Origin of the sequence: Halomonas campaniensis (genome assembly GCF_002211105.1) — a bacterium.
Taxonomy (GTDB): domain Bacteria; phylum Pseudomonadota; class Gammaproteobacteria; order Pseudomonadales; family Halomonadaceae; genus Vreelandella; species Vreelandella campaniensis_A.
Map to the genome: position 1 here is coordinate 1 of NZ_JPUA01000015.1, position 16496 is coordinate 16496.

Annotated in this window: 17 protein-coding genes and 3 tRNA genes; 8 read left to right on the forward strand and 12 right to left on the reverse strand. The window is 55.8% G+C overall.

The features are described 5' to 3' along the window. Positions 1-210: 210 nt before the first annotated feature. The gene (locus JI62_RS05975; RefSeq protein ID WP_170938490.1) at positions 211-624 is read left to right on the forward strand and encodes an META domain-containing protein; all 414 of its coding nucleotides are present in this window, start codon (positions 211-213) and stop codon (positions 622-624) included. Positions 625-849: 225 nt separating this feature from the next. Here the strand turns inward: JI62_RS05975 and JI62_RS05980 are convergent. From JI62_RS05980 to JI62_RS06010, 7 genes are all read right to left on the reverse strand, one after another. After that, positions 850-925: transfer RNA gene (locus JI62_RS05980), tRNA-Thr, on the reverse strand. A 72-nt stretch (positions 926-997) separates the two neighbouring features. After that, positions 998-1072, reverse strand: a tRNA-Gln gene (locus JI62_RS05985). 6 nt (positions 1073-1078) lie between these two features. Continuing rightward, positions 1079-1154 (reverse strand) — tRNA-Phe (locus JI62_RS05990). Positions 1155-1384: 230 nt separating this feature from the next. Further along, complete coding sequence (locus JI62_RS05995) at positions 1385-1660, reverse strand: oxidative damage protection protein (protein WP_035585612.1); 276 nt, start codon at positions 1658-1660, stop codon at positions 1385-1387. A gap of 70 nt (positions 1661-1730) precedes the next feature. Continuing rightward, complete coding sequence (gene mutY / locus JI62_RS06000; RefSeq protein WP_088699289.1) at positions 1731-2825, reverse strand: A/G-specific adenine glycosylase; 1095 nt, start codon at positions 2823-2825, stop codon at positions 1731-1733. Positions 2826-2959: 134 nt separating this feature from the next. Next, positions 2960-5299, reverse strand: a complete 2340-nt coding sequence (locus JI62_RS06005) for an AsmA family protein (RefSeq protein WP_088699290.1) — start codon at positions 5297-5299, stop codon at positions 2960-2962. Continuing rightward, complete coding sequence (locus JI62_RS06010; RefSeq protein WP_088699291.1) at positions 5299-5781, reverse strand: GNAT family N-acetyltransferase; 483 nt, start codon at positions 5779-5781, stop codon at positions 5299-5301. The genes JI62_RS06005 and JI62_RS06010 overlap by 1 nt, the downstream gene beginning before the upstream one ends. 196 nt (positions 5782-5977) lie before the next feature. Between JI62_RS06010 and hisB the strand changes: the two genes are divergently transcribed. The 5 genes from hisB (at position 5978) to JI62_RS06035 (ending at position 9361) form a co-directional block, all read left to right on the forward strand. Beyond that, the gene (gene hisB, locus JI62_RS06015) at positions 5978-6571 is read left to right on the forward strand and encodes an imidazoleglycerol-phosphate dehydratase HisB (RefSeq protein ID WP_088699292.1); all 594 of its coding nucleotides are present in this window, start codon (positions 5978-5980) and stop codon (positions 6569-6571) included. An 85-nt stretch (positions 6572-6656) separates the two neighbouring features. After that, entirely contained in the window at positions 6657-7298 is a 642-nt protein-coding gene (gene hisH, locus JI62_RS06020; RefSeq protein ID WP_088699293.1) for an imidazole glycerol phosphate synthase subunit HisH, read from the forward strand. Between the two features lie 11 nt (positions 7299-7309). Next, a complete protein-coding gene (gene hisA / locus JI62_RS06025) occupies positions 7310-8056 on the forward strand; it encodes a 1-(5-phosphoribosyl)-5-[(5-phosphoribosylamino)methylideneamino]imidazole-4-carboxamide isomerase (RefSeq protein WP_088699294.1) in 747 nt (248 codons plus the stop codon). Next, positions 8053-8826 carry an imidazole glycerol phosphate synthase subunit HisF gene (hisF, locus tag JI62_RS06030; RefSeq protein WP_088699295.1) on the forward strand — a complete coding sequence of 258 codons (774 nt, stop codon included), beginning with the start codon at positions 8053-8055 and terminating at the stop codon, positions 8824-8826. Before hisA ends, hisF begins: the two co-directional genes overlap by 4 nt. A gap of 28 nt (positions 8827-8854) precedes the next feature. After that, positions 8855-9361, forward strand: coding sequence for a hypothetical protein (locus JI62_RS06035; protein WP_088699296.1), 507 nt, complete (start codon positions 8855-8857; stop codon positions 9359-9361). Between the two features lie 3 nt (positions 9362-9364). On the opposite strand, the gene JI62_RS06040 is transcribed toward JI62_RS06035, so the two are convergent. After that, the gene (locus tag JI62_RS06040; RefSeq protein ID WP_088699297.1) at positions 9365-9967 is read right to left on the reverse strand and encodes a YjaG family protein; all 603 of its coding nucleotides are present in this window, start codon (positions 9965-9967) and stop codon (positions 9365-9367) included. Positions 9968-10089: 122 nt separating this feature from the next. Between JI62_RS06040 and JI62_RS06045 the strand changes: the two genes are divergently transcribed. Continuing rightward, on the forward strand, positions 10090-10779 hold the full coding sequence (locus JI62_RS06045; RefSeq protein ID WP_088699298.1) for a type 1 glutamine amidotransferase: 690 nt from the start codon (positions 10090-10092) through the stop codon (positions 10777-10779). 21 nt (positions 10780-10800) lie between these two features. Here the strand turns inward: JI62_RS06045 and mnmH are convergent, their stop codons facing one another. The 4 genes from mnmH to JI62_RS06065 all read right to left on the reverse strand — a co-directional run bounded on the left by mnmH (position 10801) and on the right by JI62_RS06065 (position 14973). After that, positions 10801-11901, reverse strand: coding sequence for a tRNA 2-selenouridine(34) synthase MnmH (mnmH, locus tag JI62_RS06050; protein WP_088699299.1), 1101 nt, complete (start codon positions 11899-11901; stop codon positions 10801-10803). Then, the gene (gene selD / locus JI62_RS06055) at positions 11898-12935 is read right to left on the reverse strand and encodes a selenide, water dikinase SelD (protein WP_088699300.1); all 1038 of its coding nucleotides are present in this window, start codon (positions 12933-12935) and stop codon (positions 11898-11900) included. The genes mnmH and selD overlap by 4 nt, the downstream gene beginning before the upstream one ends. 56 nt (positions 12936-12991) lie before the next feature. Continuing rightward, on the reverse strand, positions 12992-14362 hold the full coding sequence (gene radA, locus JI62_RS06060) for a DNA repair protein RadA (protein WP_088699303.1): 1371 nt from the start codon (positions 14360-14362) through the stop codon (positions 12992-12994). A 167-nt stretch (positions 14363-14529) separates the two neighbouring features. Then, complete coding sequence (locus JI62_RS06065; RefSeq protein WP_088699301.1) at positions 14530-14973, reverse strand: copper resistance protein NlpE N-terminal domain-containing protein; 444 nt, start codon at positions 14971-14973, stop codon at positions 14530-14532. A gap of 166 nt (positions 14974-15139) precedes the next feature. On the opposite strand from JI62_RS06065, the gene hisC reads away from it, so the two are divergent. After that, positions 15140-16198 (forward strand): histidinol-phosphate transaminase, encoded by a 1059-nt coding sequence (gene hisC / locus JI62_RS06070; RefSeq protein WP_088699302.1) that lies wholly within the window; start codon positions 15140-15142, stop codon positions 16196-16198. The last annotated feature ends 298 nt before the right edge of the window (positions 16199-16496 follow it).

Sequence of the window (16496 nt, forward strand, 5' to 3'; positions counted from 1 at the left end):
GTTCCTGGGAGAGTATTCAGGGGAGCTAAAAACCGCGGGTGCTGCGCTTAATGTTTGAATTCAGGAATAGTGAATACGAATTTAATTTAAAAGCAATGCGGTAATTTACCGAAGAATATTATAATGACGGCATCTCTGCCCATTAGATTATTAAGGAATAGAAACTTGAAACGGCTGCTAGCGATATGTGGATTTATAGGAATTTTATTAATGACCTCCGGCTGCACCGTAGCCGCTACGGATTCCCATAAGTCCATCACATCCCCGGATGAATCATTGATCAATACCTATTGGAAGCTGGTGATGCTCGATGGCACGCCGGTCGTCACTCATGAGAACTTTCGTGAAGCTCACTTGGTTCTTCATCAAGAGGCTTCACGCTTAGCCGGTGCTACCGGCTGCAATACCTTGATGGGCACCTACCGTGTGGAAAATGAGCAAATAGCATTTGGTCAAATCGCCAGCACTAAAATGGCCTGCCCAACGGCCCAAATGAAAACTGAGCGAGACTTTCTAACCGCACTCAAGCAGGTAACAGCATGGAGCGTGGATGGCGCAAAGCTTATCCTCTCAGGGGATAATAATGAACCACTGGCGGCCTTCGAAGCGGTGCATCTTTATTAGTAATATGGCAAGGCAACGCTACCTTTAAAGTTATAAAGCTTCGCTGGTTATCTAACAGATATACAGGTGAAAGCAAGCTTCCTGAATAGCGCGTTATCCACAACCCTAAATAAATAGTGGATGTGGATAACGCCAATGCTGGATAGATACTGCAGATACGAAAAAGCCGCCCTTTCGGACGGCTTAATCTAATTCTCTAACGCTTTGCTTTTAACCACTTTTCAGTGGTGCCGACACCAGGAGTCGAACCCGGGACCTACTGATTACAAGTCAGTTGCTCTACCAACTGAGCTATGTCGGCGCTTCACGTTTTCTTGAGAAAATGACTGCTTTGCTGTTAGGCTTTGCAATCAACAAGAAATCTTGTTGGCAATGGCTGGGGTACCAGGATTCGAACCTGGGAATGCCGATACCAAAAACCGGTGCCTTACCACTTGGCGATACCCCAGCAGTGTGGTGGCCAGAGACGGAATCGAACCGCCGACACGGGGATTTTCAATCCCCTGCTCTACCAACTGAGCTATCTGGCCGCTGCCAACGGTGCGTATTAAACTAAAAACGCCGCTTTTCGTCAACACCTTTGTGAAACTTTCTTGCGATACCGATGCTTAGGGGTCTTTTTTCCTGCGCCACCGTTAGCTCGCGCTGCCTTGTTCACAGGCTGAGAGCCACTGATGACAAGTCAGTTGCTCTTCCTAATCGCCCTCCTCACCCTCTCTTCATGCCCGCTATTGATGACAGCTATTTATGACTACGCAGGTTATGCCTGAGTAGGCGGTACATAACCTTCGGCTTGGTCGGTCTCCTGGTTGTCCAGGAAGCGCTGCATCTGCTCCATCAAGTACGCCCTGGATTCAGGGTCGAGCATGTTGAGGTGTTTCTCATTGATCAGGCGGGTTTGCAGCGCCTGCCAGGCTTCCCAGGCGGGCTTGGAAACGGTGGCCTGAATCTCTTGACCCTGCTTACCCGGTAAAGGCGGGAAGGGCAGGGCTTCTAGCTCCTTTTGGTACTTGCGGCAAAAAACAGTATTACTCATAACGTACTCCTGGTTCAGGGATGTGGATTTGATGCAATGATCTCAACCAACCCAACCTGCTAGCAAACGCCTAGGCGTGCCCGGGTGTTGGGTTGAGGCTAAAGGGCGTTAGCTGGCTGAGCAGCGCTTTAACGGGGGCGGCAAGCCCCAGCTCGGGCGGATAGTTAACGTCGTACCATACGCCGCTTTCGCGAACACCGCCCAGCCTATCGCAGCTCACTGGCTGCGGGGTAATTTCTAAGCGAAAATGACTAAAGGTATGGTAAAAGCTGGGCGACGTCGTATCCCGCTTAGGGTTAACGGCGTTAACCTCAAGCCAGTCGTTGAGTTCGCTGTGGCTGTCGAACTGCGGCAAACTCCATAACCCTCCCCATAAACCACTAGGCGGACGCTGTTCCAGCCATACCCGGCCTTGCGGGTCACGCAGCATCAGCATGATCGTTTGTCGTGTGGGCAGCGCCTTTTTAGGTTTGGACTCCGGGTAGCGCTTTGGTTCGCCTTGGGCATAGGCCAAACAGACATCGTTAAACGGGCAACTCAGGCAGTCTGGCTTGCTGCGTTTACATAGCGTGGCGCCAAAATCCATCATCGCCTGGGTATAATCCGCCAGGCGCTCTGCGGGGGTGTAGTACTCCGCAAGCGCCCACAATTTTCTCTCTACATCTGGCTTACCCGGCCAGCCGGGCAACGCATGCAGGCGAGTGAGCGAGCGCTTTACATTGCCATCTAGAATAGCGGCCCGCTGCCCTGTGCTTTGCGCAACAATAGCGCCAGCGGTGGAGCGGCCAATACCGGGCAAGGCGACTAACGCGTCGATACTCTTAGTCGGCAGCTCACCATTATGCTCCTCCCAGGCAACCTGGGCAGCTTTATGCAAGTTGCGCGCACGGGCATAGTAGCCAAGGCCCGTCCAGAGATGCAGTACTTCATCCTGTGGTGCCTTGGCAAGACTTTCCAGAGTAGGAAAGCGCGCCATAAAACGCTCAAAATAGCCTATAACGGTAGCCACCTGGGTTTGCTGCAGCATGATTTCCGACACCCACACGCGGTAGGCGCTACGCGGTGACTGCCACGGCAAGTCGTGACGGCCATATCGGTCGAACCAGGCCAGTAAGCGCTGTTGGAATTCGTTTGCCGCCAGCCGGGGGGTGGGCATATCTGCCATGTACGCTCCTTAAACAGAAATGGGTATATGAAACAGCAATGGGCAGACACCCGTGCAAATAAAAAAGCGCCGGCGTTTAGGCCGGCGCAACACTTACTGTTTCAATGAATGCGTCACTTCACATCCTGTGATGCTTAGTTAAACAGGCTGCGAAGGCCATCGCGAAGTTCTTTGGCTGCACCTTCACCAAGGCGTTCGTCGAGTTCATCTAAAGAGTCGCCCAGGCGCTCTTCTATCTCTTCATTTACGCGATCTCCAGCTTCGTTACGCAGCAGATCAACGACAGCGGTTTGGAACATCTCGCGGTCAAAGCGGCACCACTCGGTGCGCTCATCGCCGAAATCACCTTCACAGCGCACCGGCAGCGGCAACTGCTCAAGGCGCGGATTGACCTCACAGGCCGCGTCGGCGGTGTCGACCAAACGAGCATTCGCACGGGTATCAAAGTTCAAGCTGGCAAGGTTGAGTTCGCCCTCTCCACGCACATCGATACCGGGCAGGGTAATGAGCAGGTCGTCACTCTTCACTAAGCCGTTGCTGATTTGGAAGGTAGCATCAAAGCGCTCAAAGCGAGTATCGGTGTGCCAATCCCGCAAAGTGCCTTCCCCCTCTAACTGGGCCACCAGCTCGCACATCTGTTTGGAAATATTGGTATTTAAAATAGCGCCATCGTTTAGACGAGCATTAAGCGCACCATTGAGGTTGCCGATGAGTGCTTCGCGGGTATTGCCCTGACTGGTAAGGTCGCCAGATAGATTTAAGCGGCCACGCAGTGGTGACGCCTCTTCCTCTTCGCTGATCGCTTCAATCAGCGGCGCCATCTGGACGTTGTTAATGGTGGGCGATAGCGACCACTCCAGAATAGACTCCCTCGCATCAACTTGGCCGGTAGCGCTGAGTTCACCTGCGTAGAAACCAGACTCAAACGCCGTTAGCCGATGAACGCCGTCGTCGCCACGCAGCTGCAAGCGTGGTTTGTTGAAGGTAAGGCCTGCAAAAATAAGCGTATCGACACTCAGGTCGCCCTCTAGCGCCAGCCCACTGAGCAACGATTGCGGCAGCAAGGTGTTGGACTCCTGGGCAAAAGCTTTACGTAACAAGCCGCGGCTGGCCTGTTCGGCGGTGGCCTCACCGGGTAGATAACGATCCAGGTCTAGCTGATCACCGGCTAAATCGAACGCCAGGCGTGAGCCATCCAGCGCGGCCGCCAGTTCACCGGTAAAGGTGCTGTCATCAATCACTAACGAGAGGCTAGGCAGCGAGAGTTGTTCGGTATCACCTTCAACGGGGCTGGTCATGGCGACATCACTGAGCGCAGCCTCGCCCGCGGTAGTGAGCGTAACGCCAGCGCGGGCAAGCCAGGGGCGTAGCGTAAACGGCGCAGCGGTTAGCTGGCCCCGATACTTGGGGGCATCACGTAGCTGCTCAATATTAAGGTGCCCACTCACCCTGAGCCCATCCGGCCCGGTAAGTTGCAGCTCCTTGAGCTGGGCCGTTTGTGCCTGCCAATCCCCCTCCAGGCCAAAGGCAAGCGCCAACGCCAAGCTGCCTTGCCAGTTATCTGCATTGCGCAGTCCTGTCTCAAGCAGCCCCTCTTTGATGGTGAGCTGCTGCTCGCCCACTCGGGCGAGAAACTCGGCGGCTTTCAAGCTGAGTTGCTGCGGCTCTCCCTCAGCACCTTGCGTCGTGCGGGTGGTCAGCGCCATATTTTCAAGGGCGAAAAGCTTATCTGCTAAACCAAGCCGCACGCGGGTTTCGAGATTAATCTCACTGGTCAGGTCTGGGGTACGTTCCAAGGCCTCGGCATCGAGCCGGTTATGTTTGGTCAGTGTGAACATAGCCTTCAGCGGAAAGGCGCGCAGCGGGTTGACGTTGCTACCCGAGATATTTAGTTGCTGCATACGCCACAGTGCTTGGGTTTGCGCATCGCGGAAGCGAATGTCGGCGTTTTTCACTTCAACGCTGGCAATACTTAGCACCACGGCCAAGCTACCGGCGTCCGCATTGGGGCCTGCGCTGGCGGGCGCCAGCACCGTTTCAGCGGCGCTTTCATTGTGCTCTGAGAGGCGCTCTAACAACGGCTCCCAGTTACCTTCGCCTTGGGCATCGCGCTCTAGGTTAAGGCGCATACCGTCCAGGGTTAGGCCGTCAACGGCAATTTCCCCGCGCAGCAGCGGGCCAAATGCGACGCTTACTTCTGCGCGGTCAATAGCGGCAAAAGCAGCGCTCTCTTCAGTCTGTTCTGGAAGCCAGGCACGGGCTTTCTCTACGCTAACGCCAATACGCGGGTAGAATGACCAGGTAATTGGGCCTTCCAACGCCAAGTTGAGCCCGGTTTGCTCCTCCACGACGGCGGTTAAACGGGGCTTGAAATCCTCTGGATCCAGAAAGGTGGTCACGTAGACCACGGCGGCGACCGCAACGATGGCGAGAATGCCGACCGCTGCCAGCAAGATACGTAATAGCTGTTTCATTACCCTTTCCCTTGTGGGTCTAACTCAACAAAATCACTGGTGGCGGGCATACCCGCTGCCGGCGTTTCTGGATTAGCCATTGGCCGATAACCTAGCTTGGAGAGCAGCACGCGGTCGGCCAGTGGTAACGTGGACGTTTCAATGCGCAGTACGCGGCCTTCCTGCTTGGCTTGCTCGCCAAGTAAGGCCATCAGGCGCGAGCCGACGCCCCGGCGGCGGGTGGTTTTGCGCACGCAGAGTTCAGACAGCCACCACGCTCGGTCTTGGCCCTCCTGAACAGCAACCGCCCCCAGCAGCCGATCATTAAAGAGTGCGCAGGCAAAAAAGTGCTGGCCTGCAAAATGTTGTTCAATAAATGGCTCAACCGTTGGGGTGGGCATACGCTCTTGGGGCGCATCCTGGTAGATGCGCACTAGATCAAGGCGCACCTGCTCATCGGCTTCCCAACGGGCCTGGTCGACATGGTGCAGTGTCACCGGCATGGTGAAATCCTCTTCGCCAAAGCAGCTTGGCTGCTATTTTTGCCACAATTGATTGCGGCTACATTTCGCGCATTGTAGCGGATGAGGGCGCCGATTCACTATAATGGTCGCTTCGCTACCGGCTGATCAAACAGTGGTAAGTTGATGAGAGCCACCAGCCGTCCCTCAGAGTGCGCTTCAGCGCAGGAGATGCAACATGTCAGCGCGTATTGCCACGGTTAGCCGTGACACCAACGAAACGCAGATCAAGGTCAGCGTCAACCTCGACGGCGAAGGCCGCCTTAGCAGCCAAACCGGTGTTCCGTTTCTGGATCATATGCTTGATCAAGTTGCCCGCCACGGGATGATTGATCTTGATATCAATGCCACTGGCGACCTGCATATCGATGACCACCATACCGTAGAAGACCTGGGAATTACCCTAGGCCAAGCTTTTTTTAAAGCCATTGGCGATAAGCGCGGCATTTACCGCTATGGTCACGCCTATGTTCCCCTTGATGAAGCGCTCTCTCGCGTGGTGATCGATTTTTCCGGTCGGCCGGGCCTTTATATGAATGTCGAATTCACCCGCGACACCATCGGTAGCCTGGACACTCAGCTGTTCTGGGAGTTTTTCCAGGGCTTCGTCAATCACGCTCGGGTAACGCTGCATATCGACAACATTAAAGGCTTTAATGCTCACCACCAGGCGGAAACGATTTTTAAAGCCTTTGGCCGGGCGCTGCGTATGGCCGTAGCGGAAGACCCCCGCATGGAAGGCCAAATGCCTTCCACCAAGGGGAGTTTGTAATGCTGCTCTCCGCTAGCCCGAATGCGAGCACCGTACCAAGTGCTGCCTTAAGCAACATTTTAACAACTATTCCAAGGAGCGCTTCATGACCATTGCTGTGATCGACTACGGAATGGGCAATCTTCATTCTGTCGCCAAAGCGCTGGAGCATGTGACCCATGAGAATGTTGTCATTACCCGCGACCCACGCCGTATCCTTGGCGCCACGCGTTTAGTGCTGCCAGGCCAGGGAGCCATTCGTGATTGCGTTGGCGAACTTGAACGCACCGAGTTACGCGGGCTGGTGGATGATATTTTAACCCGCCAGGCTAAACCGCTGCTGGGGATTTGCGTGGGCCAACAGATGTTGCTGGAGCGCAGTGAAGAGAACGGCGGCGTGGAGTGCCTGGGTTTCTTTAAAGGCAGTGTGGATCGTTTTCCTGGCGATATGCGCGACGCCCACGAGCAGCGTTTAAAAGTACCGCACATGGGCTGGAATGTGGTCGAACAGCACCATGAACACCCGCTCTGGGCAGGTATTGATAACCACGAACACTTCTACTTCGTGCATAGCTACTACGTTAATGCCGAGGAAGATGCCCAGGTGTTTGGCACGACTCAATACGGTAAGGTAAGCGCCCACGTAGCCATTGGCCGGGATTCGACCTTCGCGGTGCAGTTTCACCCCGAAAAGAGCTCACGCGCGGGCCTCCGCCTGCTTGAAAATTTTGTTAACTGGACGCCCTGAGAGGATTTTGTATGTTGGTAATTCCCGCTATTGATCTCAAAGACGGCCAGTGCGTCCGGTTGAAGCAGGGCCGCATGGAAGACGCGACCTCTTACGGCGATGACCCGGTGGCCATGGCGGCGCGCTGGATTGAAGCTGGCGCCCGCCGTCTTCACTTAGTCGATTTGAACGGCGCCTTCGAGGGCAAGCCGGTCAATGGCGACGCTGTCACCGCTATCGCCCGCGCCTATCCCAACCTGCCGATTCAAATCGGTGGCGGTATCCGCAGTGCGGAAACCATTGAGCACTACTTAAGCGCCGGTGTCTCTTATGTGATTATCGGCACCAAGGCAGTGAAAGAGCCTGCGTTTGTGGGTGAGATGTGCCGCGCCTTTCCTGGCCATGTGATCGTGGGACTCGATGCCAAAGATGGCTATGTCGCCACCGATGGCTGGGCCGAAGTCTCCACGGTAAAAGCCACTGAGCTTGCCAAGCGTTTCGCCAACGACGGTGTTTCCAGCATCGTCTATACCGACATTGCCCGCGACGGCATGATGCAGGGCGTCAACGTGGAAGCCACCGCACAACTGGCCCGTGAAGGCGGTTTGCCCGTCATTGCCTCGGGTGGTGTGACCAATCTGGACGATATCAAAGCCCTCTGCGAAGTAGCTGATAGCGGTATCCTGGGCGCGATTACCGGCCGGGCAATTTACGAAGGCAGCCTGGATGTGGCTGAAGCCCAGCGATTGAGCGACCAACTGACGGGAGGCGCTTCATGACCCTTACCAAACGCATTATTCCTTGCCTGGACGTAGATGCAGGACGCGTGGTCAAAGGCGTTAACTTTGTCGGCATTCGCGATGCCGGTGATCCGGTGGAGATTGCCCAGCGCTATAACCAGCAGGGCGCCGATGAAATCACTTTTCTCGATATTACTGCCAGCCACGAAGACCGCGACACCACGGTGGAGATGGTGGAGCGCATTGCCGGTGAAGTGTTTATCCCACTGACCGTCGGCGGCGGCATTCGCAGCTGCGACGATATACGCACCATGTTGAATGCTGGAGCGGACAAGGTCTCCATCAACACCGCCGCGGTCACTAACCCTGAGTTTGTGCGCGAAGCCGCCGAGCGCTTTGGTAGCCAGTGCATTGTGGTGGCGATTGATGCCAAGCGCGTATCGAAAGAGGGAGAAACACCCCGCTGGGAGATTTTCACCCATGGTGGACGCCGCCCAACGGGCCTGGATGCCGTTGAGTGGGCGAAGAAGATGGTCGCGTTCGGTGCCGGTGAACTGCTGCTCACCAGCATGGATCGCGACGGCACCAAGAGTGGTTTTGACCTGGGCGTTACCCACGCGATTTCCGAAGCGGTGAGCGTACCCGTGATTGCCTCGGGCGGTGTGGGCAACTTGGATCACTTCGTGGAAGGGGTGCTCAAAGGTGGCGCCGATGCGGTGCTGGCCGCGAGCATTTTCCACTTTGGCGAATACACCATTCCCGAAGCTAAGCGCTATATGGCCGAACGCGGTATCGAAATGCGTCTTTAAAATGCCCTTTATCAACCAGGAGCTTCGAATGTTTCGCTCACATCCATGGATAGGATGGCTAGCAGGCTTGCTGTTTAGTATGCCTGCTACCGCATTCTCGCTACCTGATTGGACACCGGCACTGGAGTGGGATCATACCCTGGTGCAAACCAGCTTTTATACCCGCCACTTCAGTCCCGACCCGGAACATACCAATCAGCAAGACCTGATCAGCCTTGAACTGCATAACCCGAATAACTGGCTAGCGGGCGCGGCTTGGTTCAAAAACTCCTTTGATCAACCCACTTGGTACTTCTATGCGGGGCGGGAGTTTCCCCTTTGGCAAACCGATCAGGGGTTAAACGTGCGCGCCAAACTCACCGGTGGTCTCCTGCGCGGATATAAAGGCGAGTATCGCGACAAAATTCCGCTCAACCACTTGGAAGTTGCCCCAGCCGCACTCCCCAGTATCGGGGTGCAATGGGGCCGTTTTGAGTCTGACCTGATTGTGTTTGGCGCCGCCGGCATGATGATAACGGCAGGAGTGCGCTTTTAGCCGCTACTCCTCGACCTCGTCCAGCGATAACCCCAGGTTGCTGATACCGCCATTGCGACCTAATTTTCGCACCTCTTTCAGCACCACTTTATCCAGCGAGCCGCTAACGGCTTCCAACACGGCGTCCTGGAAGTCGTTTTCGTCGGCCATCAGCGGATGGTCACGAATAATCAGCGCCAACGCTTGCGAGTCGACCTCACCTTCAGTGAGCTCTATAAAGGCGCGTACGCCCGCTCGAGAGGTGCGGCTAACGTCCAGCACCGCCTCTGGAGAGTCGCCTTGCAAGGTATCCAGCAGCGCCGAGACAGACACCACCGCATCCAGGGCTCGCCGGGCGCCAAAGCTGTCATCCTCCTCAGGCGGCTCGCACTCGGCTAACTTTTCCGCTTGGCGGGCAAAATCGATACTGGCATTGGGTACATTAAGCCGCTCCCAGACCAAACTCAGCACAGTCCCTAGTGTATGGCTATCACCCTGGCCGGTGGTTTGCTCATAGAGCACATAGTTAGGCAGCAAGCGCTCGCACAGTGCTGCCATAAAGGCTTGCTGGGCAGGTAGAGGGAGTTCTTGCAACCGTTGGTAAAAGCCCTGGGGTTTCGACACCATACTGATTTCCTGGATCGCTTGACGTGGGTTATTGGTGAAAGTTAGCGGGTACGTTATCGTTTCTCTACGCTTGGGGCGATCCCCAGCGCTTTGATGATTGTACGGCCGGCGAGGAGATTACCATGCATATTCATCTGCTACAGCACGGCCCTGACCATGGCCCCGCCCGTTTAACCGATTGGCTGACCAACATGGGCCATAGTTACACCGTTTTTCATCTCTACGCAGGCGAGCTTAGCCCCCGCCCAAACGAATCCGATGCGTTGATTGTCCTTGATGGCCCAGAGGCGCTACTCGACCAACCACCGGCGTGGTTTAAAGCGGAAGATAAGCTGATCAACCGCTACTTGGATGGCCAAAAACCGCTGTTAGGCATAGGCCTGGGCGCTCACTGGATAGCCCAGGCGCTGGGCTCAGTGGTGGCGCCTGGTACCTACCCGGAAACAGGCTGGCATACGGTCACCCTGGCGCCAGAAAACTCGCTCGATTTACCCGAAACCTTCACCGCTTTTATGTGGCATCGCTACGTTTTCAGCCTACCCGACGACGCCTTTCCCTTAGGCGGTAGCGAAGCCGCGCCACTGCAAGGGTTTGCCTGGGACAGAGGGCGCGTTATCGGCCTGCTGTGCCACCTAGAAGCCACCGCGGCAAGTGTCAAACAGTTGCTGGGGAGCGCTGAGTGGCCCACCGCCACGCCTTCCACCGCCCGCTTCGTTCAGGATGCGGCGCAAATATTAGCAGACCCCAACCGCTTTATTCACCTTGCGCCGCAGCTCGACCGACTGATGACCCAGTGGCTTAAAGCGGCGTAAGCGCAGAAGGATGGAGCGCCGTCAGCGGTTCCACTGCCTGGCGGCTTCCAGGCAACTATCCCAATCACCCACATGAATCTCTGGCGGTACGCTGCCACGCTGCTTCTCTAAGTGGTAACGGTAGAGCGGGTCGTAGTACTCGGTAAGCAGCGGCGCAAGCCAGGCTTCGTGGGCTTGGGGATTGCCCTGGGCATGCTCTTTGAAGGCCAGCGCCTGCAGCCGCTGTAAGCGCTGAAGGCGGGCGTTGCCCAAGCGTTTGCCTAGTCGGATAAGGGAATTACTTAACTGCGCCTGCATTAATTGCCAGCCTTGATAGTCGCCATGACGAGCGGCATAGGCCTGTTCCAGATCGATAATATAGTCCTGCTGAATCTGAGCAAGACGCCAATCCAGCGGCATTTCGATACGCACCCGCGGCGCTTGCTGCAGTGCTCGCCAGAAAGTCAGCGGAATATTGGCGTTACCAATCTGACGGGACTCATCTTCGATCACCAGCCCTTCCGTCAGCCCGATTAGCCGCTTGGCCAGCGCATGCTCAAAGTTGATTTGCGTGGCAGGCTCTTCGGGCCTGCGCCCAAAGGCCGAGCCTTTATGGTGCGCATAAGCTTCCAGGTCGACGCCGTTATCGAGCTGATTTATCAGCGCTGTTTTTGCACATCCGGTGAGCCCTGCAACCACCAGCATCGGCTGACGCGCTGCTGTATCAATGCGCTCACAGAGCGCCTGGCGCATGGCTTTCCAGCCTCCCTCCAGCCGTGACCTTGAGATACCGGCCTCTTCCAGCCACTGCTGAGCAATTTGCGAACGCAGCCCACCACGAAAGCAGTAGATCACTGCATCGGGATGGTCGGCTACATACGCCTGCCATCCCGCAATCCGCGCCTGCTTGACCTCGCCACTGACCAAGCGCTCGCCCAGTTCAATCGCCGCGGCTTGGCCGTGCTCTTTATAGGCAACCCCCACCTGATGACGCTCATCATCATCCATCAAGGGCAGATTGACGGCACCGGGCAGCGCACCCTGGGCAAACTCCACCGGGGCGCGCACATCTATAAGCGGTCGCTCTTCTGTGATTAAACTCAATACTGCCGGGGTGGCGGCTGGCGTCGTGGATAGCGTCACCCAACCACCTCAATGGAGGCGTTGTCCTGGCGCGCTTTCATGACGCCAAAGGAGCGTAATGAGAGGCCGAATTCGCGGCCAATACGTTCAACGTCATCCTCCCAGGCAGGGTTAACGCTCAGTAACAAGCCGCCAGAAGTCTGAGGGTCACATAACCACTGCCAGTGGGCTTCATCCATGGCCGGCAGATTGTCACCCAGTGCATCGCGATTGCGCAGGGTTCCGCCAGGCACCGCGCCCTGGCGACGATAGGACTCGGCCTCGGCTAAGCGAGGTAGCTTACGGAAATCAATTTGTGCCATGACGTTACTGGCTTGGCACATCTCAGTAAGGTGACCCGCCAATCCAAAACCGGTGACATCGGTCATGGCGTTCACTCCTTTCACATCGGCAAGCTTTACGCCAATGCTGTTGGGCTTGAGCATGGTTTCGCGTGCAAGGCCGTGGTGGCCCATTTGCAGCAAACCGCGTTTTTCGGCTGTGGTTAACATACCCACCCCTAGCGGCTTGGTTAGATACAGCAGATCACCCGGTTTGGCGGTGCTATTAAGCTTGAGCTTATCCAGGTCGACCAAGCCGTTGACAGCGAGTCCAAAAATCGGCTCAGGCGCATCAATGGAGTGACCGCCCGCCAGGGCAACGCCTAATTCGCGACACACCGCCTGGGCCCCGGCCATTACATCACCTGCCACTTCAGCGCTAAGCTTATCCAGCGGCCAGCCCAGAATGCCTAACGCCATCACTGGCGTACCTCCCATGGCGTAAACATCGCTGATGGCATTGGTCGCCGCGATACGTCCAAAATCGAAGGGGTCATCGACAATGGGCATAAAGAAATCCGTGGTAGCGATCATGCCGCGACCATCGCCAAGGTCATACACCGCCGCATCTTCGCGCCCCTGGTTGCCGACGATAAGTTTCTTATGACCCGCAGCCGGCCCAGCCTTGGCGAGAATGCCATCCAGTACATCGGGAGCAATTTTGCAGCCACAGCCCGCACCGTGGCTATATTGGGTCAAGCGAATCGAACTCATCGTGTCTCTCCTTGGCACTTTTGGGGGGATATCATTAGTTTAGCCCACTCTTCAGTCTACAGGGCGTCCAACGCATCGCTGAGTTTATCCACGGCAATCACCTCCATGCCCTTGGGCGCCTGCTTAGGTGCGTTAGCCCGCGGCACAATGGCGCGTAGAAAACCGTGCTTGGCCGCTTCGGCAATACGCTCTTGGCCACTCGGCACCGGGCGTATCTCGCCCGATAGCCCAACCTCGCCAAATACCACTAACTCTTTGGGCAGTGCGCGATTTTGCAAGCTAGAAACCACGGCCAGCAGCACCGCCAGGTCGGCGCTGGTTTCGAGCACTTTGACACCTCCGACGACATTCAAGAACACATCCTGGTCGCCCGTAAACAATCCACCGTGGCGATTAAGCACCGCAAGCAGCATGGCTAAACGGTTTTGATCCACGCCAACCGCTACCCGACGAGGATTGCCCAGCGCGGACTCATCTACCAGTGCCTGCACCTCAACCAGAATCGGTCGAGTGCCTTCCCACACCACCATGACTAAGCTACCCGGCGCCTGCTCCTCCTGACGAGAAAGAAAGATGGCGCTGGGGTTTTTAACTTCTTTAAGGCCCTGTTCAAGCATGGCGAAAACGCCTAGCTCGTTCACGGCGCCAAAGCGGTTCTTCTGCCCCCGCAGCGTGCGAAAGCGCGAGTCGGCACCACCCTCCAATAACAGCGAGGCATCGATCATATGCTCAAGCACTTTAGGGCCCGCCAAGCTACCATCCTTGGTGACGTGACCTACCAGCAGCAAAACCGTATTGGTTTTCTTGGCGAAGCGCGTTAGCGCCGCGGCTGACTCGCGCACCTGGGCAACGCCACCGGGTGCAGAGCTGATATCTTCCAGATGCATGGTCTGGATAGAGTCGATTACCAGAATCTCGGGGTTCTCGCGCTCAGCCACCGCCAAGATAGTTTCCACGCTGGTCTCGGCCAACATTTTCAAGCCATTGGTAGGCAGCTGTAGGCGGTGCGCACGCATTGCTACCTGGGAGAGTGACTCCTCACCGGTCACATAGAGAATACGCCGCTGCTGGGCTAGTTTGCAGGCCGTTTGCAGCAGCAGGGTCGATTTACCGGCCCCAGGATTGCCGCCCAGCAGAACCGCTGAGCCGGGTACCAAACCGCCGCCTAGCACGCGATCAAACTCCGCGAACGTCGAGCTCATACGCGGCACTTCACTAAGATCCACATTGCCCAGGTCGATCACTTCACGGGATAGATCACCCGCGTAGCCCGTTCGACCGGTGGCTGCGCCGCCACCAGGGCGAGCGCTCGCCAGGTGCACTTCACTGAGTGTGTTCCACTCCTGGCAACTGCTACATTGCCCCTGCCATTTACGGTATTCGGCGCCGCACTCGGTGCATACAAAGGCGCTTTTGGCTTTGGCCACTGCCATTACACTCCTAGGGTTGCTGTCACTAAGTGGCAACGTTCGCTTTGCTGCCGTTAGCATTTACTGTTATTAATCGCTTTTAATCGTCGCGTCCGCTGTATTCACTACTGCCAGCAAACACAAAAGGCGGCCATTGGCCGCCTTTTGTACTACTGGCTAACGCGTTATTGGCGCTTTAGCTGCAGCATTTCACCATTTTCAAAGCGACGACGTTCTGGGTCAATCAACTCCAACGTGCTCTCATCAATGCGCATGAAGTAGTAGATTTGGCCATCACCATCCGGCGTCAGTTCGTAAACCGTAGCGTCTGGATCAGACGGCGTACCGGTCAGCACTTCCCAGTTACCCGCGTAGTTTTCATCCGGGGGTGTTTGAGGATGGTTCCGATATGAAGCGTTCAGCGTGAAGGTGCGTTCTTCAGCCGCGCTCATCTCTTCACCCACCATCGTGACGTCCAGATCAATACCATCGCAGTTACGGCAAGGTAGTGAACCTTGGTAATTTTGCTGTGCAGTAGCCGCCTCTTCTTGCTGCTCCATAGGGCTGCTTGCACAGCCAGCCAGCAGTGCCAACATGGCCGAACCGGCCAGCAAACTCTTAAGTTGCATAGAGTGTCTCCTTAATCTCGTGTTGGACATCACATTTATTTACGCGCACTTGTGACAGCATAACCGCTACAAGGTGCGACGCACACCCCTAGCGATGCGAATGCTTGCGCTTAGTAAGGCTTCAAGCGACCATGGTGCACCTTGCTAGGATAATCAGGTTACCCACATGAGCCAATACTGGAGTCCGGCCGTTCGCGAACTTACCCCTTACGTGCCCGGCGAGCAGCCCCGTGAGCAGCTTGTTAAGCTCAATACCAATGAAAACCCTTATCCACCAGCGCCAAGCGTTGGTGAGGCGCTGCGCGACTATGCAACAGACCATCTGCGCCTATACCCTGACCCTACCTCTAAAGCGTTGCGGGAAGCGTTGGCAGAGACGTTTCAGGTAGCCAGCAGCCAAGTGTTTGTTGGTAATGGTTCCGATGAAGTGCTGGCATTAGCGTTTCAAGCGTTTTTCCGCCATGGCACACCACTCGACGTACCCGCCATCACCTATAGCTTCTACCCCGTTTACGCCAATCTTTATGGCGTTGAGCTGCGCAAGCACTCGCTCAGTGAGCAGTGGGAAATCGATATTGATGCGCTTGGGACAGAGACTAACCGCAGCGGCGTTATCTTTGCCAACCCCAATGCGCCAACGGGCCACGCGCACCCACTTTCAGCAATTGAGACGCTGCTTAAGCGAGTCACAGATCGTGTAGTTCTCGTGGATGAGGCGTATGTGGATTTTGGCGCGGAGAGTGCTGTTGCGCTGATTAACCGCTATCCGAATCTATTAGTCACCGGTACGTTTTCCAAATCTCGCAGTTTGGCAGGCTTGCGGCTAGGCTATGCGGTGGGCTCAGAGGAGTTGATCGATGGCCTGCTGCGGGTAAAAGACTCTTTTAACTCTTATCCTGTAGATAGCTTAGCAAGCTTAGTAGGCATCGCCGCACTAAAAGATGTCGAGCATTTTGAAGCCTGCCGCGAGCGTGTTATTACCACCCGTGAACGCACTCGCCAGCGCCTTGAAGCATTGGGCTTTGAAGTATTGCCCTCTAAGGCTAACTTTGTGCTCGCCCAGCACCCTGATTACGAAGGCGCGCAGCTATTTGCTGGCCTGCGCGAGCGAGGCATTCTGGTGCGCCATTTTAATACCTCGGATCTCAACAACTTCCTACGCATCACCATCGGCACCGATGATGAGATGGATAGTTTGATTGAGGCGCTGGAGACGCTTCTCTAGTAAAGGGTGAGGTGTGAGGTGTGAGGTGTGAGGTGTGAGGTGTGAGGTGTGAGGTGTGAGGTGTGAGGTGAAACAGGATATTCGTTCGATACCCCTACACCAACGTTTTCTACTCACTATTTCCCCTCACTCCTCACTATTCACCCCTCACGACCATGCAAAAAAATCCCCCAGAGCATAAGCCTTGGGGGATTTTTCATAATAAGTGCCTGACGATGACTAGGGCGGCTCTCCGCTACTCTACATGGGAGACCCCTTGGTTTTCTTCCACACAAACAAAAAACCCAGCCGGATGGCT

Bases quoted from the DNA above. Each gene is read 5' to 3' on its own strand.
- JI62_RS05975 (WP_170938490.1), top strand. From the start codon at position 211: ATGACCTCCGGCTGCACCGTAGCCGCTACGGATTCCCATAAGTCCATC.
- JI62_RS05995 (WP_035585612.1), bottom strand. From the start codon at position 1,660: ATGAGTAATACTGTTTTTTGCCGCAAGTACCAAAAGGAGCTAGAAGCC.
- mutY (WP_088699289.1), bottom strand. From the start codon at position 2,825: ATGGCAGATATGCCCACCCCCCGGCTGGCGGCAAACGAATTCCAACAG.
- JI62_RS06005 (WP_088699290.1), bottom strand. From the start codon at position 5,299: ATGAAACAGCTATTACGTATCTTGCTGGCAGCGGTCGGCATTCTCGCC.
- JI62_RS06010 (WP_088699291.1), bottom strand. From the start codon at position 5,781: ATGCCGGTGACACTGCACCATGTCGACCAGGCCCGTTGGGAAGCCGAT.
- hisB (WP_088699292.1), top strand. From the start codon at position 5,978: ATGTCAGCGCGTATTGCCACGGTTAGCCGTGACACCAACGAAACGCAG.
- hisH (WP_088699293.1), top strand. From the start codon at position 6,657: ATGACCATTGCTGTGATCGACTACGGAATGGGCAATCTTCATTCTGTC.
- hisA (WP_088699294.1), top strand. From the start codon at position 7,310: ATGTTGGTAATTCCCGCTATTGATCTCAAAGACGGCCAGTGCGTCCGG.
- hisF (WP_088699295.1), top strand. From the start codon at position 8,053: ATGACCCTTACCAAACGCATTATTCCTTGCCTGGACGTAGATGCAGGA.
- JI62_RS06035 (WP_088699296.1), top strand. From the start codon at position 8,855: ATGTTTCGCTCACATCCATGGATAGGATGGCTAGCAGGCTTGCTGTTT.
- JI62_RS06040 (WP_088699297.1), bottom strand. From the start codon at position 9,967: ATGGTGTCGAAACCCCAGGGCTTTTACCAACGGTTGCAAGAACTCCCT.
- JI62_RS06045 (WP_088699298.1), top strand. From the start codon at position 10,090: ATGCATATTCATCTGCTACAGCACGGCCCTGACCATGGCCCCGCCCGT.
- selD (WP_088699300.1), bottom strand. From the start codon at position 12,935: ATGAGTTCGATTCGCTTGACCCAATATAGCCACGGTGCGGGCTGTGGC.
- JI62_RS06065 (WP_088699301.1), bottom strand. From the start codon at position 14,973: ATGCAACTTAAGAGTTTGCTGGCCGGTTCGGCCATGTTGGCACTGCTG.
- hisC (WP_088699302.1), top strand. From the start codon at position 15,140: ATGAGCCAATACTGGAGTCCGGCCGTTCGCGAACTTACCCCTTACGTG.